This window comes from Aminobacter sp. P4_H6_2, from assembly GCF_056400805.1.
Genome location: NZ_JBFUKO010000029.1, coordinates 1 through 22,935, shown reverse-complemented (window position 1 = coordinate 22,935; position 22,935 = coordinate 1). Strand labels below are relative to the sequence as shown.

20 protein-coding genes and 1 tRNA gene are annotated in these 22,935 nt (G+C 62.3%); 10 read left to right on the top strand and 11 right to left on the bottom strand.

The features are described 5' to 3' along the window. Positions 1–64: 64 nt before the first annotated feature. A complete protein-coding gene (locus AC1DUU_RS04460; protein ID WP_476782210.1) occupies positions 65–490 on the bottom strand; it encodes a VOC family protein in 426 nt (141 codons plus the stop codon). 69 nt (positions 491–559) lie between these two features. Between AC1DUU_RS04460 and AC1DUU_RS04455 the strand changes: the two genes are divergently transcribed. The 5 genes from AC1DUU_RS04455 to AC1DUU_RS04435 all read left to right on the top strand — a co-directional run bounded on the left by AC1DUU_RS04455 (position 560) and on the right by AC1DUU_RS04435 (position 7,458). Beyond that, complete coding sequence (locus AC1DUU_RS04455; RefSeq protein ID WP_476782209.1) at positions 560–1,168, top strand: TetR/AcrR family transcriptional regulator; 609 nt, start codon at positions 560–562, stop codon at positions 1,166–1,168. Positions 1,169–1,493: 325 nt separating this feature from the next. Further along, complete coding sequence (locus AC1DUU_RS04450) at positions 1,494–3,980, top strand: PIG-L family deacetylase (protein ID WP_476782208.1); 2,487 nt, start codon at positions 1,494–1,496, stop codon at positions 3,978–3,980. 172 nt (positions 3,981–4,152) lie between these two features. After that, positions 4,153–5,775 carry an ABC-F family ATP-binding cassette domain-containing protein gene (locus AC1DUU_RS04445; protein ID WP_476782207.1) on the top strand — a complete coding sequence of 541 codons (1,623 nt, stop codon included), beginning with the start codon at positions 4,153–4,155 and terminating at the stop codon, positions 5,773–5,775. Positions 5,776–6,157: 382 nt separating this feature from the next. Next, positions 6,158–6,748, top strand: coding sequence for a VOC family protein (locus tag AC1DUU_RS04440; protein ID WP_476782206.1), 591 nt, complete (start codon positions 6,158–6,160; stop codon positions 6,746–6,748). A gap of 17 nt (positions 6,749–6,765) precedes the next feature. Continuing rightward, positions 6,766–7,458 carry a glutathione S-transferase family protein gene (locus AC1DUU_RS04435; protein WP_476782205.1) on the top strand — a complete coding sequence of 231 codons (693 nt, stop codon included), beginning with the start codon at positions 6,766–6,768 and terminating at the stop codon, positions 7,456–7,458. 49 nt (positions 7,459–7,507) lie between these two features. On the opposite strand, the gene AC1DUU_RS04430 is transcribed toward AC1DUU_RS04435, so the two are convergent. The 5 genes from AC1DUU_RS04430 to AC1DUU_RS04410 all read right to left on the bottom strand — a co-directional run bounded on the left by AC1DUU_RS04430 (position 7,508) and on the right by AC1DUU_RS04410 (position 12,152). Then, positions 7,508–7,798, bottom strand: a complete 291-nt coding sequence (locus AC1DUU_RS04430) for an HlyU family transcriptional regulator (protein WP_476782204.1) — start codon at positions 7,796–7,798, stop codon at positions 7,508–7,510. 122 nt (positions 7,799–7,920) lie between these two features. Continuing rightward, a complete protein-coding gene (locus AC1DUU_RS04425) occupies positions 7,921–8,214 on the bottom strand; it encodes a GYD domain-containing protein (RefSeq protein WP_476782203.1) in 294 nt (97 codons plus the stop codon). Between the two features lie 148 nt (positions 8,215–8,362). Next, positions 8,363–8,974: a LysE family translocator gene (locus AC1DUU_RS04420; protein ID WP_476782202.1), complete on the bottom strand. Its 612-nt coding sequence runs from the start codon at positions 8,972–8,974 to the stop codon at positions 8,363–8,365. A gap of 132 nt (positions 8,975–9,106) precedes the next feature. Then, on the bottom strand, positions 9,107–9,643 hold the full coding sequence (locus AC1DUU_RS04415; RefSeq protein WP_476782201.1) for a TIGR00645 family protein: 537 nt from the start codon (positions 9,641–9,643) through the stop codon (positions 9,107–9,109). 325 nt (positions 9,644–9,968) lie between these two features. Next, positions 9,969–12,152 (bottom strand): OmpA family protein, encoded by a 2,184-nt coding sequence (locus tag AC1DUU_RS04410; protein ID WP_476782200.1) that lies wholly within the window; start codon positions 12,150–12,152, stop codon positions 9,969–9,971. A 203-nt stretch (positions 12,153–12,355) separates the two neighbouring features. On the opposite strand from AC1DUU_RS04410, the gene AC1DUU_RS04405 reads away from it, so the two are divergent. Further along, positions 12,356–12,802 (top strand): YcgN family cysteine cluster protein, encoded by a 447-nt coding sequence (locus AC1DUU_RS04405; RefSeq protein ID WP_476782211.1) that lies wholly within the window; start codon positions 12,356–12,358, stop codon positions 12,800–12,802. A gap of 233 nt (positions 12,803–13,035) precedes the next feature. After that, entirely contained in the window at positions 13,036–13,452 is a 417-nt protein-coding gene (locus AC1DUU_RS04400) for a hypothetical protein (protein WP_476782199.1), read from the top strand. Between the two features lie 136 nt (positions 13,453–13,588). Here the strand turns inward: AC1DUU_RS04400 and AC1DUU_RS04395 are convergent, their stop codons facing one another. Further along, positions 13,589–14,302, bottom strand: coding sequence for an SIMPL domain-containing protein (locus AC1DUU_RS04395; RefSeq protein WP_476782198.1), 714 nt, complete (start codon positions 14,300–14,302; stop codon positions 13,589–13,591). A 134-nt stretch (positions 14,303–14,436) separates the two neighbouring features. On the opposite strand from AC1DUU_RS04395, the gene AC1DUU_RS04390 reads away from it, so the two are divergent. Next, positions 14,437–14,512 (top strand) — tRNA-Ile (locus tag AC1DUU_RS04390). 116 nt (positions 14,513–14,628) lie between these two features. On the opposite strand, the gene AC1DUU_RS04385 is transcribed toward AC1DUU_RS04390, so the two are convergent. After that, positions 14,629–15,960 (bottom strand): sensor histidine kinase, encoded by a 1,332-nt coding sequence (locus AC1DUU_RS04385; protein ID WP_476782197.1) that lies wholly within the window; start codon positions 15,958–15,960, stop codon positions 14,629–14,631. A gap of 394 nt (positions 15,961–16,354) precedes the next feature. On the opposite strand from AC1DUU_RS04385, the gene AC1DUU_RS04380 reads away from it, so the two are divergent. Both AC1DUU_RS04380 and AC1DUU_RS04375 read left to right on the top strand, forming a co-directional pair. Then, positions 16,355–17,308, top strand: a complete 954-nt coding sequence (locus tag AC1DUU_RS04380; RefSeq protein ID WP_476782196.1) for a ring-cleaving dioxygenase — start codon at positions 16,355–16,357, stop codon at positions 17,306–17,308. 55 nt (positions 17,309–17,363) lie between these two features. Next, positions 17,364–17,933 carry an NADPH-dependent FMN reductase gene (locus tag AC1DUU_RS04375; protein ID WP_476782195.1) on the top strand — a complete coding sequence of 190 codons (570 nt, stop codon included), beginning with the start codon at positions 17,364–17,366 and terminating at the stop codon, positions 17,931–17,933. Positions 17,934–17,945: 12 nt separating this feature from the next. On the opposite strand, the gene AC1DUU_RS04370 is transcribed toward AC1DUU_RS04375, so the two are convergent. From AC1DUU_RS04370 to AC1DUU_RS04360, 3 genes are all read right to left on the bottom strand, one after another. After that, complete coding sequence (locus AC1DUU_RS04370) at positions 17,946–21,245, bottom strand: Ig-like domain-containing protein (protein WP_476782194.1); 3,300 nt, start codon at positions 21,243–21,245, stop codon at positions 17,946–17,948. Between the two features lie 243 nt (positions 21,246–21,488). Continuing rightward, positions 21,489–21,803 carry a MoaD/ThiS family protein gene (locus tag AC1DUU_RS04365; protein ID WP_476782193.1) on the bottom strand — a complete coding sequence of 105 codons (315 nt, stop codon included), beginning with the start codon at positions 21,801–21,803 and terminating at the stop codon, positions 21,489–21,491. 11 nt (positions 21,804–21,814) lie between these two features. Continuing rightward, positions 21,815–22,897, bottom strand: coding sequence for a WD40/YVTN/BNR-like repeat-containing protein (locus AC1DUU_RS04360; RefSeq protein ID WP_476782192.1), 1,083 nt, complete (start codon positions 22,895–22,897; stop codon positions 21,815–21,817). Positions 22,898–22,935 lie beyond the last annotated feature (38 nt).

The window sequence follows — 22,935 nt, the reverse complement described above, 5'->3', positions numbered from 1 at the left end:
GCTGTGAAGCCAAGATCGAGACTTTCAACGGAGGCGCCTCATGGCGCCTCCGTTTTCGTTTGCGTCAGGCGTCAACCGTATCCGGCACATACAGCGCCAGGAACTCGGGGCTCGGCGGGATTGGCGTGATGACGTCGATCAGCACGCCGTTGGGATCCCTGGTGATGAAGTGGCGCTGCCCGAAGTCTTCATCGCGAAGCGAGCGCAGGATCGGCAGCCCTTCGGCAACGAGCCGTTCATGCACGGCATCGACATCCTTGACCTCGAAATTGATCAGCAGGCCGGCGACCCGCCCACGCCCCTCCTCGGGGATCGTCTCGTGGTCGCCCTGGACGATGGCGAGATCGACGCGCCTGTCTTCCGTCGACCGCAGGTGGACATACCAGCCGGCGTCAAACTCCGACGCGAAGCGGAAATGCTTGATGTAGAAAGCGGCGGTGCCGGCGACATCGCCGGTCATAAGCACGGGATAGTAGCTGGTCGTTTTCATGGCTTTCCTTCTCTCCTCAATCAACATACAGTCTGCATGTAAATGTGAATTAACATACAGGCTGCATGCATGCAAGTGAAAACAGAGCGCCGCTCCAACCGCGACCGCACCGAGGCGACGCGCGGCGACCTGATCGCTGCCGCGCGCAGGCTGTTCACCGAAAAATCCTATGCCGAGACGGGCACACCGGAGATCGTGGCGGCGGCCGGCGTCACGCGCGGCGCGCTCTATCACCACTTCAGCGACAAGCAGGCGCTGTTCGCCGCAGTTGCCGAACAGGAGGCGAGCGCCGTCGCCGAAGAGGTCGAACGCGCGGCGCCCACGGCCCTTGGCGCGCGCGAAGCACTTCTGGCGGGCACCGAAGCCTATCTCCGGGCGATGCAGGTGCCGGGACGCACAAGGCTGTTGCTGCTCGACGGCCCGGCGGTGCTCGGCCGCACCGGCATGGACGCCATCGACGACCGCCACGGCAACCGCACTTTGCGCGAAGGGCTGGCAGCGACAATGCGGGCAGGCGCGATGCGCAAGCTGCCGCTCGATGCGCTCACCGGATTGCTCGCCGCCACATTCGACCGTGCCGCACTGGCGATCGACGCGGGCGCTTCGTTCGACGACCAACTCGCGGTGATCGCCGCTGTCATCGACGGGCTGATGAAGGCGTCGCCGAAGCAGGCGTAGGCGACGTGTCTTCGCACAAACCTCTTTGATCCAGTTCCTTGCCGATGGCGGGCCAGGGCGGGAAGCCTATGCGGCCATTGGCATGAGCGCCCAGCAAGCCGGCCCAGTGCGAAACCACGATTCAGCAAGGCAAATGGGCGCAGATTTCATGTTCTTCGCGCTCGGTTCTCCTCTTCAAACAGCATTTGCTCAAATACATAAACTTACTTGAGTTATTTTATTTGGCTGGCCATAGTCTGCTTGGCTGGCCCCTGAGGCTGGCGGAGGCGCCCAAGGGAGGGGAGTTGCCACCCAAGGCGCCGCCTGATCACGAGAGGAGATCTTCATGACGACGATGACCCGGCGATTGTTCATCGCATCGCTGCCACCCGCCTTGCTTGCCATGCGTACGGCAGCGCACGCCGCGCCCGCTTCCGACCTCGAGCTTATTGCTCGGCAGAAGCTTGAGCCGGCAATCGTAACGCTTCATCGCCGTCTCGAACGCCTGACCTCGACGCTGACCTTCATGACCACCGGCGCACATCCCGATGACGAGCCGAGCGGGCTGCTGGCAGCACTCCGCCATGTCTATGGCATCCGCCCGGTGCTTTATTGCATCACCCGCGGCGAGGGCGGCCAGAACAGCATTGGCGCCGAGCGTGGCTCGGTCCTTGGCGTGTTACGCACCCGCGAGATGCAGGAAGCTTCGCGTTCGCTCGACGCCTCGCTCGCCTTCGGCGGACGCGGCCATTCCGACTCGGTGCACGATTTCGGCTTCTCCAAGGATCCGAACGACACCATTGACCGCTGGGGCCGGGACCGCGTGGTCGAGCGCATGACCTGGGCATTCCGCCAGTACAAGCCCGACATCGTCATGAATTGCTTCCTCGACGTGCCAGGGCAGCACGGCCAGCACCGGGCAGCCGTCGTCGCGACCTTCATCACAGCGGACATCTCCGGCGACGCCAAGGAGTATCCCGAGCAGATCGCCGCCGGCCTCGACCCCTGGGACGTGCCAAAGATCTATTCGCCCGCTTATGGCGGCGGGGGCGGGGTGTACGACGACGAAACGCCGCCGCCGCCCACCACGCTGACGGTGAAGGCACCTGAACGCGACAAGATCTCGGGTGCCACCTTCCCGCAGATGGGCGAGTGGTCGCGGTCGTGCCATCTGACCCAGGGCATGGGCAAGTGGCGCGCTGAACCCCAGACCGAATGGCAGCTGCATCTAGCGCGCGTCGCCCAAGGCGAGCGGGCGACAAGCGAGGTCGACATCCGCGATGGCCTGATTGCCACTGTCGGCGACATGGCGGCTATGGACGGCATGCCAGGCTCCGTTGCGGATGCGCTGCGCAACGCGCAGGGGCTGATCGACGAGGCTATCGCCGATTATGGCGACCCGGTCGTGGTGGTGAACAAGGCTGTCGAAATCGGCAAAGCCATCGACGAAGCCCACAAGCAATTGCCTCAAGAGTTCCGCGCCCTTGTCGCGCACCGCCTCGAGCGCAAGGCGCGCGAGGTCGATCTGGTCCTGGCAACCGCGTCGGGCATGCATGTCCGTGCCTTCACCGAAGGTGGGGACCTCAAGCCGGGCGATACCATCACCATCAAGACGCTGGTCGAGGCACCTGAAAGCGTGGTGGTGGAATCAGCCGAGATCATCGCGCGCAAGGGGCTGACTGCCAGCAACGACCAGCTTTCGGTGGCAAGCGATGCTGAGCTCACCAACCCGCTGACCGAGCAGTTCGACCCGCTCGGCGGCAATGGTGACGCCTTCGTGCGGCTGACTGTGAAGATCGGTGACCGGTCGGCGGTGCTCGACGTCGATCTGGAGGATGCGCTCAGGGTTCTTCCCTCGGCCTCGCTGGAGCTGAAGCCCGACGCGGTGGTGTTCAACACGGCCGCCGATCTGGCGCCTGTCGCCATGACCGCGACCGTCACTAACGCCAAGGTCGGCGACCTCAAGATCGACCTGCCCGAGGGCTGGGCGCTGAACCCGTCAGGCGAAGCGTCGGACAATTCGGGCACCTTCGACCTGCAGCCACCTGCAAAGCCCGTCGAAACGCGCTTTGCCATCGAGCCCAAGCTGCTCGGCACGGACGCGTATGCGATCAACACCTTCACCTATCCGCATATCGGCCGCTCCGTCGTGCCGACCAGGGTCTCGGTTCCGGTGCAGACCGTAGGTGCTGAGCTGACCGGGTTGAAGGTCGGCTACATCAGCGGCGGCAACGACAAGGTCGGGCTGTGGATGAAGCGGCTTGGCATCGATGTCGTGGAGCTTAGCCCCGCCGACGTCGAACAGGGCACCTACCGCGATCTCAAGACCATCGTTGTCGGCATTTTTGCCTTCGGCAAGCGCAAGGATCTTGCCCGGGCCGTGCCCGAACTGCACAAATGGGTCAAGGATGGCGGCCATCTGGTGACGCTCTACCATCGCCCGAGCGATGGCTGGGATGCCGAGAAGGTGCCGCCGCTGTTCCTCAAGATCGGCTCGCCCTCGATCCGCTACCGCGTCACCGACGCCAATGCAGAGGTCGATATCCTCGAACCGAAACACCCGTTGTTGAACAAGCCCAACAAGATCGGGCCGGAAGACTGGGCGAACTGGGACAAGGAACGCGGGCTCTATTTCGCATCCGAATGGGACAAGGCCTACAAGCCGCTTCTGGCGATGAGCGACAAGGGCGAAGACAAGCTCAACGGTTCGCTGCTGTCGGCCGAGATCGGCAAGGGCCGCCACACCCATACAAGCCTGGTGCTGCACCATCAGCTCGACAAGCTGGTGCCCGGCGCCTTCCGCCTGCTCGCCAATCTGGTGCAGCCGGCATAAACGATGATCAAAGGCCCCGGCGCTCTGCCGGGGCCTTCCCACCACCAAGTCTGGGCGCCTGTGACATCGCTAGCCCTTGCGCGCCAAGGCACCGGATGCTTTAGGAGCGAACTCTTTTACGGGCGCAACTGATGACGTAGTGACCCGACAAATCCTCTGGGTCCTACAAAACATGATTCGTCTCGAAAACATCGGCAAGCAGAACGGTAAGCAGATCGTGTTTATCGAGGCCTCCGCAGCGCTCCAGAGGGGCGAGAAGGTCGGCCTCGTCGGCCCAAACGGTGCCGGCAAGACCACGCTCTTCCGCATGATCACTGGCCAGGAGCAGCCCGACGAGGGTCAGGTCTCGGTCGATCGCGGCGTCACCATTGGCTATTTCAGCCAGGATGTCGGTGACATGGCTGGCCGCAGCCCTGTGGCGGAAGTCATGGACGGCGCTGGCCCGATCGGTTCGATGATCGCCGAGATGCGCGAATTGGAAGCCGCGATGGTCGACCCCGATCGCGCCGACGAGATGGACCAGGTCATCGAGCGTTATGGCGAGGTGCAAGGGCGCTTCGAGGAACTCGACGGCTACTCGCTCGACGGCCGGGCGCGCGAAGTGCTCGATGGCCTTGGCTTCTCGCAGGAGATGATGGACGGCGATGTCGGCGCTCTGTCCGGCGGCTGGAAGATGCGCGTCGCGCTCGCCAAGATCCTGCTCATGCGCCCCGACGCTCTTTTGCTCGACGAGCCGAGCAACCACCTTGATCTCGAAAGCCTGATCTGGCTCGAAGCCTTCCTCAAGGGTTATGACGGCGCGCTTTTGATGACCTCGCACGATCGCGAGTTCATGAACCGTATCGTCAACAAGGTCGTGGAAATCGACGGTGGTTCGCTGACCGCCTATTCTGGCGACTACGAGTTCTACCAGCAGCAGCGCCTGCTGGCCGACAAGCAGCAGCAGGCGCAGTTCGAGCGCCAGCAGGCCATGCTGTCCAAGGAAATCGCCTTCATCGAACGTTTCAAGGCGCGCGCTTCGCACGCAGCCCAGGTGCAGAGCCGGGTCAAGAAGCTCGACAAGATCGACAAGGTCGAGCCGCCCAAGCGCCGCCAGACGGTGTCATTCGAGTTCCAGCCGGCACCGCGTTCGGGCGAGGACGTGGTCACGCTCAAGAACGTGCACAAAAGCTATGGCAGCAAGACCATCTATGAAGGCCTTGATTTCCAGGTCCGCCGCAAGGAGCGCTGGTGCATCATGGGCATCAACGGCGCGGGCAAGTCGACGCTGCTGAAACTGGTGGCCGGCGCTTCCAAGCCCGACGACGGCACGGTCGCGCGTGGTCCGAGCGTCAAGATGGGCTATTTCGCCCAGCATGCCATGGACCTGCTCGATGGCGACCGCACAGTGTTCCAGCAGCTTGAAGACACGTTCCCGCAGGCGGGCCAGGCGCCGCTGCGCGCGCTCGCCGGCTGCTTCGGCTTTTCCGGCGATGATGTCGAAAAGAAATGCCGGGTGCTGTCGGGAGGCGAAAAGGCGCGGCTCGTGATGGCGATCATGCTGTTTGATCCGCCGAACCTTCTGGTGCTCGACGAGCCAACCAACCATTTGGACATCACCACCAAGGAGATGCTCATCACGGCGCTGTCGCAGTATGAGGGCACGATGCTGTTTGTTTCGCACGACCGCCACTTCCTGGCGGCTCTTTCCAATCGCGTGCTGGAACTGACGCCCGACGGCATCCACACCTATGGCGGCGGCTATACGGAATATGTCGAGCGCACCGGCCAGGAAGCCCCCGGTCTCCGCAGCTAAGCTCGAACGCCGAGACACCCGATTGTCCGAATTGGCGCCAATGCTGCGCCTGCAGCCGAGGCTCGGCTGTTTTCTGGCATGCGTTTCGAAATTGAACTAGTATTTGCGAGGTGCGATGCCGCCGCGTCGCGGACGATGAACGTCCGGCAACGACAGGCACGGCCAAGGATGACGAATGCACGGCGCCAATCAAGGTGCGGCTTCACTTGCCAGGCCCAGCGGCGTCGCCATTGGTCGCCGGAATCTCGCCGGCGACTGGCGGCCGGCGCGCCTTCGCCTGATGTTTGCACCTGCTGCAGACCGACGCCAACGCCGGGCCAGCGCCATGTCCTCGATCCCTGTAACGACATTCGTGCTGCACTGATGCCAACGGAGGATGGCAATGCGAAAGCTCCAGGCCCAAGGCGTACATCACATCACCCTTGTCGGCGCTGACCGGAACACCTCGATCGATTTCTGGGAAGGCCTGCTGGGCATGCCTTTCATCTTCGAGCAGCCCAATCTCGACAAGGCGAGCGAAAGCCACCTCTATTTCGATCCCGGCGACGGCCGCCTCATCACCATCTTCACCGACGAGAACCGCAAACCCGATCCGAAGCGGACGCCGACCGACATTGGCTGCGTGCATCACATCGCCTTCGCGGTCTCGCGGGTGACATTCCTGCAAGCCGTCGCGCGCTTCGACGAGCGCGCCATCAAGCACAGCGGCGTCAAGGATCGCGGCTTCATGGATTCGATCTATTTCGAAGACCCGCTCGGTCTTCTGATCGAGCTCGCCTCCTACCGGTTCGACCCTCCGGCGGGCCACACCCATGCCGACGTGCTGATGGAGGCCCACAAGGTCAGGGTCGCCCGCGGCGATTACAACATCGCCGAAATCCATCTGGCGGACGCCATCGAGGCGCTCACCGAGCGCAGCCGGTTGACCTTGTCGGCCGGGCGGGAGCCCAAGGATCCTTATCGCAACAACTGAAGCCGGGAGAAGCTGATATGGCCGACATCAAGCTCAACGTCATCAAGCCAAGCGTCAACAACATGAGCGCGCGGGTGTTCCTGCGCGCCTCGGGTCTCGGCTTCACCGAAAAGGACGTCTTCGGCCAGACCCGGACGCCCGAATATCTCGCGGCATGCCCGGCCCATCTCACGCCGATGATCGAAACCTCCGAATTGCCCAACGGCGTGTTGTGGGAGAGCTGCGCCATCATGCAATATCTCTCTAACAAGCATGGGCTGGAAAACCTTTATCCCAGGGATCCCGAGCGGCGTGCGATGATCGACAGCGCCATGTTCTACCTCATCGGCACCTTCTATCCCTATCTGGCGCGCGCCACCTACCCGGCACTCAACTTTCCGCAATATCCTGGTGAAGTCGGCCATAGCGACGCCGATGCCCCGACCAAGGAAAAGGCGCGCCAGGCGGCTGTCGAAGCCCTCGCCGAGCCGCTCGACGTGTTCCGCTCCTTCTATATCAGGGACCAGCCCTTCATCGGCGGCGACAGGCCGTCCATCGCCGACATCAGGCTTGCCGCGACCTTGGAATTCCTCGCCGTCATCGACTATCCGTTGCCAAGCTGGGCAAAGGCCTATGTCGCGGCAATGGAGAAATCTCTGGGCGACGCTTACACCGAACCCGCCAACGACGTGCGCGGCTACATCGGCTACGTCAGGTCGCAGAGCGCTTGATCGGCATGATGGAATGGCAGTGTGACGACTAATCCGGAAACAATCCGCCTTAGCCGAACATGCGCTCGCCCTGCTCATCGACGAGCTGGCGGCCCTTGGTCAGCGACACTTCGACGGCGTCGTCGAGTGCCGCGAAACGGTCGGCGCGGATGAATTTGTGTTCCTTGACGACACCGCCGACATCCTTGGAAACCACGCCGCAGGTCTGGAACTGGCCGCCTTCCTTGTAGGGCATCGCCTTGATGGCAAAGCCMTTGTATTCGATCTCCTTGGCAACCGTAGGCGCTGCCGTCTCAGCAGTACCGCCGCCACCGCCAAAAAGCCTCTTCAGAAACGACATCTGGTTCTTCCCGTTGTTTTTCCGAAGCTTAGACGCTTGCCTTGTTGCAGTCGAGGCGTTTTGAATTCGACGCAGCCTGAGTGCACGCGAGATGCGTGCACCTGACTTCTTCGCAACTCGCTTTATCCGAGCGAGGCGATGATTTCGCGGTAGGCGAGTTCCGGGAAGGCCTTCAGCGTGCGCGTGCGTACATTGCCGCCTTGGCCGAGGATCAGCGCAAAGCGCGCCGCAACGGCGTCATCAGGCGCTTCGGCTACCGCCACCATGTCGAATTCGCCCATGGTCAGGTAGAACTGCTTGAACGAGCCGCCCATGTCGCCGAGTAGCTTCTTGGCCGCATCGAGCCGCTTGGGCGACGACCGCACCTCGCGCACGCCCTGGTCGGTCCATTTCATCAGCATGATGTATGTCGTCACGGCACACCTCCCTCCGGCGCCACGGAGCACGGCTCATTCGCCGGGGGCGGGCATCCGGGTCATCGCCCTCAAATGCATCCACCAAGGGAGTATCCTCTCCTGCCGGCCTTCCGGCAAGGATGAGCGATCACTGATGTATTTGGGAAAGCTAGCGCTCGGTCAGCGCAAGCTTGGCGCCGAGCATGACGAAGGCCGCGGCAAAGCTGCGGCGCATCCAGGTCATGACACGCGGGCTGCCCGTCACCTTGTCGCGCACGGCTGCGGCGCACAGGCCATAGATGGCGAAGATGATGAAGGTCGCCAGCATGAATACGCCGGAGAGTTCGAGCATGCGGGTCAGCACATGCGGTTCGTTGGGCGCGATGAACTGCGGCAGGAAGGCAACGAAGAAGATCGACAGCTTGGGGTTGAGCACGTTGATCAGCACGCCGTCGACAAGCACCTGGCGTGCGGTGCGCGGATCGGCCTTGTCGTCGACCTTGAGCGCGCCGTGTTCGCGCAGGCTCTGCCAGGCCATGTAGAGCAGATAGGCGACGCCGGCATATTTGACGATCTCAAAGGCCAAGGCGCTGGTGTGCAGCAGTGCAGCAAGGCCGGTCAGTGCCGCGATCAGGTGGGGAACGATGCCAAGCGTGCAGGCGAAGGCGGCAAGCACGCTCGCCCGTCCTCCACGCGATAGTCCTGCGGCGAGCGTATAGACGACGCCGGTTCCCGGCGAAGCAACGATGACAAGCGTGGTCAGCAGGAATTCGATCGACACGGGCGTCCTCCCTCAAGAAGAGGCGACCATAATGCACGACAAGCTTCGGTGGAAGCCACCCGAAAACCTTGAGGATACGGGGGGAGATCGCGGCTCGAAAACCGGTTCCGATTTTTCGAGCCGCGGCTGATCTCAGATGCTCGGGCCGTCTTCGCTCACAGACTTCTTGTCGTTCTTGGTCAGGCCTGTGAGGCGGTCGATGTAAGCGAGCAGCAGCGCCGAAAGCACGAAGGTCAGGTGGATCAGGGTCAACCACATCAGCTGGTTGGAGGTATATTGCTGGTGGTTGAGGAAGACCTGCAGCAGGTGGATAGACGAGATCGCAACGATGGTCGAAGCGACCTTGATCTTGAGCGAGCTGATGTCGATGGTGCCGAGCCAGTGGACCTCGCCATCATGGTTGTCGAAGCGGCTGACGAAATTTTCGTAGCCGGAGATGATGACCATCACGACCAGCGAGGCGACAAGGGCGGCGTCGATCAACCCCAGCACCTTGAGGATGGTGTCGGTGTCGTCGAGCACCATCACCTTCATGACGAACTCATAGAGCTTCTTGACGAAGGACAGCGCGTAGATGCCGAGCGCCACGGCGAGGCCGAGGTAAAACACCACGAGCAACCAGCGCGAGGCAAGGATGATGGATTCAACAGCGTGTTCGAGGCGCTTCATGGGACGTCCGAAATTTTTGCGATTGGGAATTGAGGCTATAGCCGCACGAATGCAACAGGTTTTTGGATAAAACAAGGCCCGGCCGCTGGAGGGGGGATTCGGCCGGGCCTGTATCTCCTCAAATGCCGGAGATGGGACGGGGCAGGGAACCACGTCACCGACAAAGTGGCATCAAAATCCAGCGATTCAATGGCCAAAGCGGGGTGATCGCGTGATTGTTACCGGCGATCCCGAGCCCAGTTGGGGCGCGTTTGCGCCTGAAGGACGATGGAAAAACCCGACCCGCTGATGGCGCGGGCCGGGTCTGTTTCATCGCTTCCAGTCGCTATTTGGCGCTGGCGATCGGCGCCACCAAAGGGGTGATGCGACGGATGGCGACGCGGCGGTTTTCGCGTTCGCGCTTGTCGGTCTTCACCTTGAGGTAGCGTTCGCCATAGCCTTGCGTCGACAGGTTCTCCGGCGGAATGCCGAAGACATTGGTCAACGCATCGGCAACCGACTCGGCGCGACGGTCAGACAGCGCCAGATTGGCAACGTCGGAGCCGACGGCATCGGTGTGACCCTCGATGAGGAAGGTCTCGGCCGGGTTCTTGTTGAGGAGCTTTTCCATGGCATTGGCGACACCTTCGAGCTTGGCGACCTCGGCTTCGCTGATCGAGGCCGAGCCGAACTCGAAGTTGAGCGTGTCGAGGTCGACACGACGCGCGATGTCGCGGACGCGGGCCGAACGCTTGACCTCGTCGATCGAGTAGAGGCGCTTGACGCGCTCGACCGGCGGACGCTCGAGGAAGTCGTAATAGGCGTTGGGGTCTTCGACATACTGTGCGTCGAGAATGTACTCGTTGCGCGGGATATGCAGCTGCATCGGCGGCAGGTCGAGGCCCGGATCACGCCACTCGTCCATCTGTTCGTAATACTGGTCGTCGACATAGCTCAGCACATATTCGCGCCCGTCCGGCGTGATGCGCGAACGCTGGACGATGTCGCCATAGCGGTTGCGAATGGTGATGATCTGGTTGCCATTGTCACGGAGGATCACCTCGCGGGTGCGACCGCGCGGCAGATCCTCGTAGTAGACGTCCTGGGCGTCGCGCGTCATACGCGGCCTGTCGTTGCTCTCGACGATGAACTGGTTGTTGATCTGGATGATGACGCGGTCGCCGATCTCGCGCACCACCTCGGTGCCTTCAGGACGCGGCCTGCGGCGCAGGTCGACCTCGGGCATGCGCTCGATGCGTGTGCCTCGTTCGGCGGTCACCGGCTGGACGGTCACGGGCTGGGCCTGCACGGTTGCCGCCTTGTCGTCGACCGGCGGAGGCCCCGGATCGACCGGTAGCGGCTGCGGCTGAGCGGTTTGCCCCCCAGCCTGGCCGGGTGCTGGCGGCTGCGCAGGCTGGCCAGCCTGCTCACCTTCCGTCGGTTTGTGGGGCTTGGCCGCTTCGGCAGGAGGCGGGGTTTCCTTCTGGCTGTCGAGCAGCGGCGCCTCGTTCGGGTTGACCGGAGCCTCGCCCTGGGCGGGTTTTTCACCTTGTGCCGGTTGCTCGCCAGTCGCCGGCTTTTCGCCGGTCGCGGGTTGCTCACCCGTGGCTGGTTGCTGCGCAGGTTGCTCGCCAGTCGCCGGCTGCTGTGCCGGTTGTTCGCCAGCAGCGGGTTGCTCTGTCCCCGGCTTGTGCTCGGCGGGCTTTTCGCCGGCAGGCGCGGTGGTTTCAGGAGCAGGGGCCGGCGTCGGCACCTGTTCCGGAGTGGGCTGAGCTGGCTTTTCCGCCGGCTGTTCGGCAGGCTGTTCGGCCTGCGGCTTCGGCTCGGGTTGAGCTTGCGGCTGCGGAGCGACTTCGGGCGTAGGCGCTGGCTGCGTCTCCTCTGCGGCAGGCGCCTTTTCCTTGGGCTTGCGCTTGGGCGCTGGCTGTTCTGCCTGCGGTTCCGGCTGCGGTGCAACCTCTGGGGTAGGGGCGGGTTGCTCTTGGGGCTGCGCGGCGGGGGCAGGCTGTTCCTGCGGCTGCTCGGCGACCGGCTCGCGCTTCTTGCGCTTGGGTGCTGGCTCTTCCGCCTGGGGCTGCGGTGCCGGCTCGGCCTGGGGGGCCTCTTGCTGAGGTGCCACTTCTTCCACTGGCTTCTGCTTGCGGCGCGGTTCCGGTGCTGGCTCTTCGGCCTGCGGCTGCTCGGCTCGCGGTTGCGGGGCTGGCTCAGGCTGCGGCGCGGGAGCAGGCTCTGGGTGAGGCTGAGGCTCCGGCTGAGGTTGCGGCTCTGGCTGAGGTTGAGGTTCTGGCTGGGGTGCCGGTTCTGCTTGCGGTTCGGGCGCGGGCGCCTGTTCCTGCTGGGCGCCGCCCTGGCGCGCGGTGCAAGCTTCCGCCGATTCGCCTTCCTGGCACTCGGCCTGCACGCGGATCAGCGGCAGTGCCGGTCCTGCACCATGTGCCGCGCCATGCGGCAGCGGCATGGCGCTCAACGGCGCGGATGCCATGAACAGGCCGATTGCCGTGCCTGCGAGAATCCGTGGTTGGCGTTTCATCGTTGGAAATTCTCCATAAAATAAAGTCCCGTCCCCGACCAAACATGTGGAACCTGAGAATGGTTCCGCAGCCCGGCAGTCGCATCGCTTCGGGGCATTTGCCCGACTGCAACAAGGCAATATCGTGGTTTCACTGAACTGGCGATGAATGCGAAGCTCGCATTGGCTTGACGCGGACGGCGATGCGCGCCACATGCCACAGCATGGACGAGCCCTTCTGGAAAACGACGCCGCTGGAGGCGATGAGCCCCGCGCAGTGGGAATCACTATGCGATGGCTGCGGTAAATGCTGCCTGTCCAAGCTCGAAGACGAAGACACCGGCGAAATCTACTGGACCAGCGTCGGCTGCCGCCTGTTCGACGGTGCGACCTGCCGCTGCTCGGACTACGCCAATCGCCTCGCGCGCGTGCCCGATTGCGTTGGGCTTACGCCGCAAAATGTCCGCACCATCACCTGGCTGCCCAGCACCTGCGCCTACCGGCTCGTCGGCGAGGGGCGCGACCTCTATTGGTGGCATCATCTCGTCTCCGACAGTCCCGACACCGTGCATGACGCCGGCATCTCGGTACGCGGCCGGCTGACGGCTTCGGAGGACGAGCTGGCCGAGCCGGAAGACTATTTCGACCACATGCTCGAAGAAGAGCCGTAAGCGCAGATCCCATCCGATCGCCATATAGCCGTCGCCTTCTGTCGGCTATCTCGCGACCGCACAGCGACTCACGCCGTGTAACGCTCTGTAAGAAATATCCAGCAAAATCAAATATTTGCCAGATGAACCGAATATGAATGCACGGTTCGAAATCGGTTCAGCTTGGGTGGTGCACTCTACGGTCATCGCTCAGGCAAAGACGGCTTGACGCCACGGAGTTCAAGGAGAAGACCATGTTCGACAAGATCAAGACTGCCGCCCTTTCAGCCCTTATCGGCTTCAGCACGCTGGCGGCAATTCCCGCTTCGGCCCAGGCAGATGGCCTTTACCTCAACCTTGGCCAGGGCCAGCCGCGTGTCGGCGTCTATGTCCAGGATGGCAACCGTGACAATGGCCGGTGGGACAACCGCAACAACGGCCGCTGGGATGACCGCAATGATGGCCGCTGGGGCGGACGCCCTGATGATGGCCGCTGGAACCGCAACTGCACGCCCGACCGCGCGCTCGACAAGGCCGATCGCATGGGTGTGCGCCGCGCCCGCATCGTCGACGTCAACCGCCGCACCATCACGGTGAGCGGCCGCAAGTATGGCGAGCGCATTGCTGTCAGCTTCGCCCGCGCCCCGAATTGCCCGGTTGTGCGCTACTAGCACCTGTTTCGTTCCGATTGAATCGGAACGGGTCCAAACAAAACCCCGGAGGCCAGGCCTCCGGGGTTTTTCATTGTTTGCTATCGCCATGAAGTTCTGCCGCGCATGAACGCGCGGCAGAATTCCAGTCTGCTGGTCAGTTTTTCAATTCGAACGTGACGTTGACCTGGACGCGGTAGGCGTTTTCGCCGGCTTCGACGGGAACCGAACCTGCGGCACGGTCGAACGACTTGGCCTGCATCGGCATCGGCGGCGAAGCGAAGGACTGGTCGGCGATCTCGATCACCTTACCGAGATTGACACCGGCCGCCTCGGCCAGCACCTTGGCCTTGGCGATGGCATCCGCCACTGCCAGCTTGCGCGCCTCGGTGATGATGGGCTGAGGCTTTTCGTTGGTGAAGCTGATGCCGCCACCCTGGTTGACGCCGAGCGACACCGCCTTGTCGAGGACATCGCCGGTCTTGGAGATGTCGCGGATGCGCACCGAAAGCGTATTGGTGACCTGGTAGGCGACGAGTTCGGCTTCCTGCGATCCGTCCGGCTTGTTGGTGAAGTTGTAGCGCGGCTGGATCTGGATGCCTGCTGTCTGCAGATCGCGTTCGGCGATGCCGGCGGACTTCATTGCGGCGATCACGGCGGCCATGGCGTCGTTGTTGGCGTCGAGCGCCTCGCGCGCCGTCTTGGCCTCGCGCATCACTGACAGCGACAAAAGCGCAAGATCAGGCGCGACCGACGCTTCGCCTTCGCCGGTCACGATGATGCGCGGCGAGGGCTGATTGTCGGCGCGGGCGGCAGCCGCGGGAAGCGCGAGTGCTGCTGCAAGTGCGAGCGCCATGTATTTGCGATTCATAATATATTCTCCATTCAGCGGGGCCCTTCGAGAGTGTCGAATAGGGGCGGATTATGGGTGGATTGCGGCAGCGCGCAATAGATGGGCGAAGATGGCTTGTGCCAAGCCCAAAAACTTACTATCCAGCCCGCGTGGGGCCCGTAGCTCAATGGTTAGAGCCGGCGGCTCATAACCGCTTGGTTGGGGGTTCGAGTCCCTCCGGGCCCACCATAAGAATTTGATGATGCGCTTTGTGCGTGTGGAGCTTAAATTTGCGTCCGCCTGCACGTTCCCCCCAAAAGGGCGCGCGCCGCTCCATCTCAACAAGCCTGCACGACAGGTATTGGCTAAAGCTCGGCGTTCCTGATCAACTCGATCGGCGCGTCGAGCGTCCAGGTGACACCGTTCGGCTCAAAGCTGAGACGGCCGACACCGTTGAGCGCCAAAGGTGTGACGCGTTCGAGCACGATCTTGCCGAATCCGCTTCTGGATGCCTGGTCGACCGTTGGCCCGTTGCATTCCTGCCAGGTCAGGCGAAAGCGATCGGATGCCGTCCAGCCGACCGAGACGGTTCCGGTGTCGGACGAGAGGGCTCCGTGCTTGGCCGAATTGGTGGCAAGCTCGTGGAAGGCCATTCCGAGATTTTGGACCGCGATGGGAGACAGTGTGATCGGCTCCCCGGATATCTCGACGCGATGCTCTGCTGCGAAAGGCCGGATCTGGTCGTCGACAAGATCGCCAAGGTTCGCACCGCGCCAGTCGCCGTCGACAAGCAAGTCCTGGGAGCGCGACAGCGCCATGATCCGGTTGCGGATCTGGCGCTCGAATTCGCTCACGGTTGCGGTGTTTTTGCCGGTCTCGCGGATCATCGACAGGATCACGGCGAACTGGTTCTTCACCCGGTGATTGACCTCGCGCATCAGCATGCGAATACGGTTGTCGCTCTCCTTGCGCTGGGTGATGTCCCTGGCGATTTTCGATGCGCCGATGACCTTGCCGGTGGCGTTTCGCACGGGCGAGACAGTGAGCGAAATCGCCACTTGCCGACCGTCCTTGCGCCTTCTGACGGTGTCGAAATGCTCGACGCGTTCGCCGCTTCTCACCTTGGAGATGATGAGATCTTCTTCGTCTTGCCTGTCCGCCGGGATCAGGAGCTTGATGTGCTTGCCGAGGACCTCGTCCGCCGAATAGCCAAACAGCCTGGTGGCGCCGGCGTTCCAGCTCTGGATGATGCTGCCGAGGTCCTTGCTGATGATGGCATCGTCGGAGGATTCGACGATCGATGCCAATAGGTGGGTTTTCTCTTCTGCTTGCTTTTGCGCCGACGTGTCGATCAGCAGGTTGATGGCACCGGTGATCTTGCCGGAACTGTCACGCAAGGGTGCAGGATATGCGAGGAACGGGACGAGCGTGCCGTCGGGCCTTTCGGCAATCGCGGCAGCGCCACGGATCGCGCGACCTTCCTTGAGTGCTATCGCCATCGGGCAATCGCCATGTGCGAGGGGGGCGCCTTCGGCGGTCCTGAGCCGCCACGAACCGCACCACTCGTCTTTTCCGATTTCGGGGCGGTGTCCCCAAAGCTCAGCCGCCGCCTCGTTGAAATAGGTGATGCGTCCGTCGACATCGGTCGTGTAGACCGCAGCTTGCAGCGCGCCGAGCAAATTCTCGCGATCGGTCATCAGCGCAGCCGCTCCATTGGCATCGATAGGCTATTAAACGCGAATGCGTCACAAGTCGTTCCTTCGGCGTATTCCTCGCCGCAAGCGTTCTTAAACGATCGTGCCGTGGCGTGGTATAGAGCATCACGCGGATTGCAGGTCCAGCAACAACTAACCTGCCTTGCTCTTAGTGCGCATATTCCTGCGCTTATGGTCGAGTGCGCACGACGCCACGCAGTGGCGCAACATATCTTCGGCTGCGAAATGCGACTTATGCTGAAGACGCTTCGAAATGGGCAAATGCCTCGCCAATGTCCGACATCGAGAACACTGCGTCTCGAAAAGCGCTCTTATAGGGCGCTACAACAACACGATATGACTGCTGCAAATCACATCAAACATGCAGGAGGCAAAAATGACACTGCAATTGACAGGCATCCACCATCTGACCGCCATCACCGCGGACGCTCCGGCAAATCTTGCCTTCTATACCAAGACGCTCGGGCTCAGGCTGGTCAAGAAGACGGTCAACCAGGACGACACCAGTGCGTATCATCTGTTTTATGCCGACGGCGAAGCGACGCCGGGCACGGACCTGACCTTCTTCGACTGGCCGGTTGGCCGCGAACGGCGCGGCACCCACAGCATAGCGCGCACCGGCTTGCGCGTTTCGGGTGAAAAGAGCCTGACATGGTGGCGCGAGCATCTCCAGCACTCGGGTGTGGCACATGGCGAGATTGCCGAAATCGGTGGCTATCGCGCGCTTGAATTCGAAGACGCCGAAGGCCAGCGCTTCCGGCTGATCGACGATGGCGGCAAGGGCGATGCGCATCCGTGGAGCAAGAGCCCGGTTCCCGTCGAGCACCAGATCAGGGGGCTTGGGCCGATCACGCTCAGCGTTCCCGATCTTGCGTCGACCGAACTGGTGCTGACCAAGGTGATGAACATGCGCCAGGTGCGCGACCACGCATCCGCCGACGGCAACGGGCATGTCCATGTCTTTGCCATGGGCGAGGGTGGTCCTGCGGCTGAACTGCATGTCGCCGTGCAGCCGAAGCTGCCTGCGGCCCAGCAAGGTGCCGGTGCCGTGCACCATGTCGCCTTCCGCACGCCTGATATCGAGTCCATGCATGAATGGACCGAGCGGCTGGCAAGCGTGCGCTTGCCGTCGAGCGGCGAGGTCGAGCGCTATTATTTCCGCTCGCTCTATTTCCGCGAGCCCAACGGCATCCTGTTTGAGATCGCCACCGACGGCCCTGGCTTCACCGCCGACGAGCCGCTGGAAACGCTCGGCGAGCGGCTGGCGCTGCCGCCCTTCCTCGAGCCCAGGCGGGCCTCGATCGAAGCAGGCTTGAAGCCGCTTGTCTGATCGGTATCTGCCGGGAGGCGGGATCCTCCCGGCAGCCTATTTCGGAGTGAAGGACATGACCAAACTTATCGGCATATCGGGCAGCTTGAGACACGGCTCCTACAACGCCGCCTTGCTGCGGGCGGCGGTAGCGATGACGCCCGAAGGGGTGGAACTGCATGMCGCCTCGATCCGCGGTATTCCGCTTTATGACGCCGATGTCGAGGCGGCGGACGGTATTCCAGATGTGGTCGCCGAGCTCAAGGAGCTGGTCGCCGGCGCTGACGGGCTGATGCTGTTCACGCCCGAATACAACAACTCGATCCCCGGCGTGTTCAAGAACGCCATCGACTGGATGAGCCGCCCGGCGAGCGACATCAAGCGGGTGTTCGGTGGCAAGCCTGTCGCGGTGGCGGGCGCCTCGGGCGGAGGTTTTGGCACGACGCTCAGCCAGAACGCATGGCTTCCGGTGCTGCGTACCCTGGGAACCAATCCGTGGTTTGGCGGACGCATGCTTGTTGCCCGTGCGCATAGCGTCTTTGACGCGACTGGTGCGATCACCGACGATGGCGTGCGCCAGCAACTGCAGCAGTTCGTCCACGGCTTTGCCGAGTTCGCCGAGCGGGCAAAGCAAGCGGCCAAATAGCGACCGTCTTTCTCAGAAGTTCTTTCCGACCTTGAGGCCAAAGGCGTGGCTCTGGCCGACACCGCCGACAGCCGTGCGGTAGTCGAACCTGGCCGTCCAGTGATTGTTCAGCGACGCATCGAGCGATGCCCCCAGCGTGACATAGTCGCTGCCGCTGCTGTCGGTCCTGTAGCCGTAGCGCAGGACATCGATGTCGGCATAGCCGAGGCTGACCTGGCTGGAACCTTCGAAATCATGGACATATTCGACGCGCGCGCCGGGTTTCAGAACGCCCCAGCCGGTTGCAACAGCGTATTCGAGCCGAAGCCCGGCAATGCCCGAAAGCGTGTCGACGGTCTGGCTGCCATATTTCAGGAGGTAGGCGTCCTTGCCCGTTTCAGTGAAGCCATCGAGCCACGATCTTGAGAAATCCAGCCTGCCATAGGGCGAAACGAGCCAATCTTCGCTGCGCTTTTCATAGCTGGCCGTGACGGACCCGAAAATCTGGCGGCCGTCGCGTTCACCTTCCGCGAAATTGCCGGTCGGAGTTTCAAATCGCGCGCTGGAGAAATCGAGCCAGCTGCCGCCAATGAGCGCATCGATGAAGGTTGCCTTGAGCGGCGAATAGCTTGCATAGACAGCGCCGCTATAGGCGTGCGCGCGGCTTTCAGTTCCGTTCGAACCGATGTCGGTTGCATCGCGGCCATAGCCGAAGCCAAAACCCGCCACCAGAGATTTCGACAAGCGGTAGTCAAAGCCGCCGCTGACGCCGACCGTGGTGTAGTCCAGACTCAGCTTGCCGTCGTCGCGCTTGCCGAAATTGACGTAACCGCCCGTCCATMTGGCGAGCTTGCCGAGGTCGACATCGATCGCTGGCTGCGCGGGTTGGCTGCCCTTGTTGTCTTCGGATGCGTAATTGTGCATCGCAAATCCGCCGCCGGCTTCGGTCGCGGGATTTTTGCCCAGAAGGTCCTCAAGCCGCTGCTCGGCCTCGTCCTTTCGGTCATTGCCGGCATAGCCCAACCTGACCGCCATGGAGTTGCGGCGGCGGTCGCCTTCATCGTGCAATTGTTCGAGCCGCGAATTGAAGTTCTGCGTCTGGGTGTCGGCAAAGCGCCTGGCGCTGTCGGCTTGCGCGGTCAGTAGGCCGGTGACTTCGCTGTCCTTGGATGGATCGGGACGGCCTTTGACATCGAAATAGATCGAGGTCTGGGCGGAACTGGCAAAGGCATTGCTCAACGTGAAGACGACCGTTGCCGTGCCTTCGAACGTGACATCGGAGGCGAAAGTGAGCTCGGTGCCGGAGATCGAGGCCGGGCCAGCGGTCACAGGCGAAGCCGAGACCAGTGCTGCCGCTGTGAACGGACCGCCGGTCGCACCTTCGGTCAGATCGACGACGACCTGCTTGCCGGCATCGACGCTGATGCGCCGCGAAACCGCAACGGGGGTCAGCGCGGCCACGGTCAAGCTATATGTCTTGATTGCGGTAGTGGGGCTGCCAGCCGTGCTGTCGGTGGCCGAAACGGCGATGGAGAAACTACCGGCCGTGCTTGGCGTGCCGCTCACCGTCATGGAGTCTGCCGTGGTGGCCGTGATCGACAAGCCCGAAGGCAATCCGGTTGCCGAATAGCCGGTGTAGGGTGCGGTGCCGCCGGCGAATGTGAAGGTCTGGCTGTAGGCCGAGCCGACCGTGCCGCCGGCATTGGGAGCGACCGGATCAACGACAACAGTCGATGCCGTCACGGTTACGGAGTAGGCTTGCGACGCGGTGAATTGCTGCCCGTCTTTCACCGTTACGGTGAAACCGAAAGTGCCTGTACTTGTCGGCGTGCCCGATAGGGCGCCGGTCGACCCGTCCAAGGTCAGCCAAGTGGGCAGGGAACCAGTGGTGACGCTGAACGTGTAGGGAGCTGTGCCACCCGTTACGGTCAGCGTCTGTGAATAGGCTTGTCCAGCTGCGCCATCGGGAAGCGAGGCCGGCAGGGTTATGGTTGGGGCGCCGACAGCATAATAGTTCGAACTGACGATCCCGCGGCCTGCGTTGCCGGCCAAGTCCAACACGCCGGTCATATCCAAAATGATCAGGTTGTTTGCTTGCGATATACCGGATACCGGCGTCAGGGTGGTAGTCCATGTTATGCCGCCATCCGCGGACGACACCGCCGACAAGGTGCCGTTGTCGGTCGTCAGGTCGGCGTTCGTAAAGTCGGTTACAGCCTCCGAGAAGGTAATCGTCACCAGCGATGTGTCACCGGCGCTGAGCGACGTTTTCGTAACAACGACCGTTGCAGTCGGCCGAATGGTGTCGATCTCGAAAACTGCCCGGGCAGTTCCGATGCCGGAATTTCCGGCCTCGTCGTGCACTCCGGTCATGTCCACGGTGATCGCGGACGTGGCGGTTATGTTGTTGGTGGGCGTAAATTTTGCCGTCCATGTTATGTTGCCGCCTGACGAGGACACCGCCCACAGGGTTCCGTTGGTGATGGTCACGTTGGCGTTGTTAAAGTCGACAACGGGTTCAGAAAAAGTGATGGTCACGTCAGCTGTTTGACCAATGCCAATCCTTGAGTGGGTGACGACGACTGTCGCAGTTGGACGCCTGGTATCGATCTCGTAATTGGCCGAACTGGTCGTGCCTGTTCCAGCATTGCCAACGAGGTCGGTCACGCCGGCGTTGTTCAGGATGATCACATTGGATAGTTTGCTTTCGTCGGCCGTGGGGATAAACGTTCCCGTCCAGGTGATGCCGCCATCGGAACTGGACACCGCCGACAAGGTGCCGTTCTGCACGCTCACGTCGCCGTTGTCGAAGCCCGTCACCGCCTCCGAAAAGGTGAACGTCACCAGCGATGTTTCGCCATCTGCGAGGCTGTGGTCGGACATGACGATCGTCGCGGTYGGCCGCTGGTCATCGAGAGCGAATTTGTTGGAGGTGACGGTTCCGGCGCCGGCGCTGCCGGGCGAGTTGCCATTTATGCCCACCATGTCGAGGTAAACCGCATTGGACGGGCCGGTTGTGCCTGCAGCGGGCGTCAGCATGACCGTGAAGGTGCCGTTGTTCGAAGTGTCCAGATTCGACACAGTGCCACCTGTGACGGCCAATTTGCCCAGGCTCATGCCGGTTACGGGCTCTGAGAATTTGATCGTCACATCAGATGTCTGACCAATGCCAATCACAGCTTTTTGGACTTCGACGGTCGCCGTAAGGGGGTCGCTTAACGCCGCCGACGGCCAAAGCGCGCCGATACAAAGCAGCAATACCAGGCCGAGCCACGTCCGGAATCGTGCAAGCGCCGTTGTCGCAATCGCACGTTGCTTTGCCTGATGCTGCATTTTTGGCCCCCGCCAATCGCATTCCAATGCCTGTAGTCGGCAGGTAGCGGTTTCATCCCCAATCGCGATGAATGGCCAGCAGAATTGGCGATTCAACCGTTGGACTGAAATATTGCCTGCGGGGTCAGGTCAACAGAAGAATAAAGCCTGGATATCCTAAATGTATGATCCAGATAGCAGGATGCATCTTGCTGTATAATTACTTGATTCTAAAATATAGCAACGGTTGTATATGGCGCGGTTTCAACCACCGCTGATCGCGGTCAGCACGAAGACCTCGACGCCCGGCCTGAGATGGGTCTTCAGCGTGGCGCGCTCGCCCTCGACAAAGACATTCATGTGCTTGCGGATGGCGGGACGGGAATCGCAGATGCGGTCGCGCATGCCGGGCCAGCTTCTGTCGAGTTCGTCGACCATCTGCCTGACCGTCGAGACCTTCATTTCCACCCGCCTGACAGCACCGGGGAACAGATCGACCAAAACACCGGGCAACCGCACCACCACGGGTGCAGTTTCGGCCTCGTGCTTTTTGGTTCGCGATGGGGCGTCGTCGAGCATTGGCCTCAACCTCAATCGTCGACAACAAGCGTTTCCACCGACAGGATCGCCGGCAGGTGCTGGGTCACGTTGCTCCAGCTCTCGCCTTCGTCGGGGCTGGCGAAGAGCGCGCCCGAACTGGTGCCGAAATAGACGCCGGCAGGCTCCAGCCGGTCGGTTGCCATGGCTTGCCGGAGCACGCCGATATAGGCGTTTTCCTGTGGCAGGCCGTTGCGCATTGCCTGCCATTCCGCTCCGCCGTCGCGGGTGCGCCACACGGCAGCCTTGGCGTCGGGCACGAAGCGGCCGGCGGAGTCGCCGTTGAGCGGCACCAGATACAGCGTTTCGGGATCGCGCGGATGGGTGGCGGCCGGGAAGCCGAAGGTCGAGGGCAGGCCCTTTTCGATGCTGACCCAGCGCTTGCCGCCATCGTCGGAGCGGTACATGCCGCAATGGTTCTGCTGGTAGAGCCGGTCCGACATTCCGGGTGCCATGACAAGGTTGTGCACGCACTGCCCGAATTCGGGATAGTTCTCGCCCTCGGGCATGAAGTCGGCGCGGGTGCCGAGATTGCGCGGCTCCCAGTTCTTGCCGCCGTCGCCGGTGTAGAACACCCCGGCCGCCGAAATGCCGATCCAGATGCGGTCGTGGTCGTTGGGGTCGATCACCAGCGAGTGCAGGATGAGGCCCGCGCCGCCAGGGTTCCAGTGCGGCCGGGATGGGTGCTTCTGCAGGGCCTCGACATGCTGCCACGACTGCCCGGCATCGTCGCTGCGAAAAAGGCCCGCTGGCTGCACGCCGGCATAGAGGCTGCCATTGGCCTGAGCCAGGCTCCACACCGCCTTGATCGGCTCCTCGCCCTCGGCATAAGCGAGGCCCTCGCTCGAATGCGTCCAGCTCTCGCCGAGGTCTGTCGATTTCCACACCGCCGGGCCGAACCATTCATTGCCGCCCGCGCCATAGATCGTGCGGGTCGCCTGGTCGGCGACGATGTGGTTCATCGGCCAGGTTTCGCAAAACGGGCCGCGCAGCTTCCAAGACCGCCGCGCCGCGTCGCTCTCGGCGATGAAGGCGCCTTTCTTGGTGCCAAGCAGGACAAGGACTTTTTCTGMCATTGCTCTCCTCCACAGCGCCGATCTTCAGAAATTGATTC

Bases quoted from the DNA above. Each gene is read 5' to 3' on its own strand.
- AC1DUU_RS04460 (WP_476782210.1), bottom strand. From the start codon at position 490: ATGAAAACGACCAGCTACTATCCCGTGCTTATGACCGGCGATGTCGCC.
- AC1DUU_RS04455 (WP_476782209.1), top strand. From the start codon at position 560: ATGCAAGTGAAAACAGAGCGCCGCTCCAACCGCGACCGCACCGAGGCG.
- AC1DUU_RS04450 (WP_476782208.1), top strand. From the start codon at position 1,494: ATGACGACGATGACCCGGCGATTGTTCATCGCATCGCTGCCACCCGCC.
- AC1DUU_RS04445 (WP_476782207.1), top strand. From the start codon at position 4,153: ATGATTCGTCTCGAAAACATCGGCAAGCAGAACGGTAAGCAGATCGTG.
- AC1DUU_RS04440 (WP_476782206.1), top strand. From the start codon at position 6,158: ATGCGAAAGCTCCAGGCCCAAGGCGTACATCACATCACCCTTGTCGGC.
- AC1DUU_RS04435 (WP_476782205.1), top strand. From the start codon at position 6,766: ATGGCCGACATCAAGCTCAACGTCATCAAGCCAAGCGTCAACAACATG.
- AC1DUU_RS04415 (WP_476782201.1), bottom strand. From the start codon at position 9,643: ATGAAGCGCCTCGAACACGCTGTTGAATCCATCATCCTTGCCTCGCGC.
- AC1DUU_RS04410 (WP_476782200.1), bottom strand. From the start codon at position 12,152: ATGAAACGCCAACCACGGATTCTCGCAGGCACGGCAATCGGCCTGTTC.
- AC1DUU_RS04405 (WP_476782211.1), top strand. From the start codon at position 12,356: ATGGACGAGCCCTTCTGGAAAACGACGCCGCTGGAGGCGATGAGCCCC.
- AC1DUU_RS04400 (WP_476782199.1), top strand. From the start codon at position 13,036: ATGTTCGACAAGATCAAGACTGCCGCCCTTTCAGCCCTTATCGGCTTC.
- AC1DUU_RS04395 (WP_476782198.1), bottom strand. From the start codon at position 14,302: ATGAATCGCAAATACATGGCGCTCGCACTTGCAGCAGCACTCGCGCTT.
- AC1DUU_RS04385 (WP_476782197.1), bottom strand. From the start codon at position 15,960: ATGACCGATCGCGAGAATTTGCTCGGCGCGCTGCAAGCTGCGGTCTAC.
- AC1DUU_RS04380 (WP_476782196.1), top strand. From the start codon at position 16,355: ATGACACTGCAATTGACAGGCATCCACCATCTGACCGCCATCACCGCG.
- AC1DUU_RS04365 (WP_476782193.1), bottom strand. From the start codon at position 21,803: ATGCTCGACGACGCCCCATCGCGAACCAAAAAGCACGAGGCCGAAACT.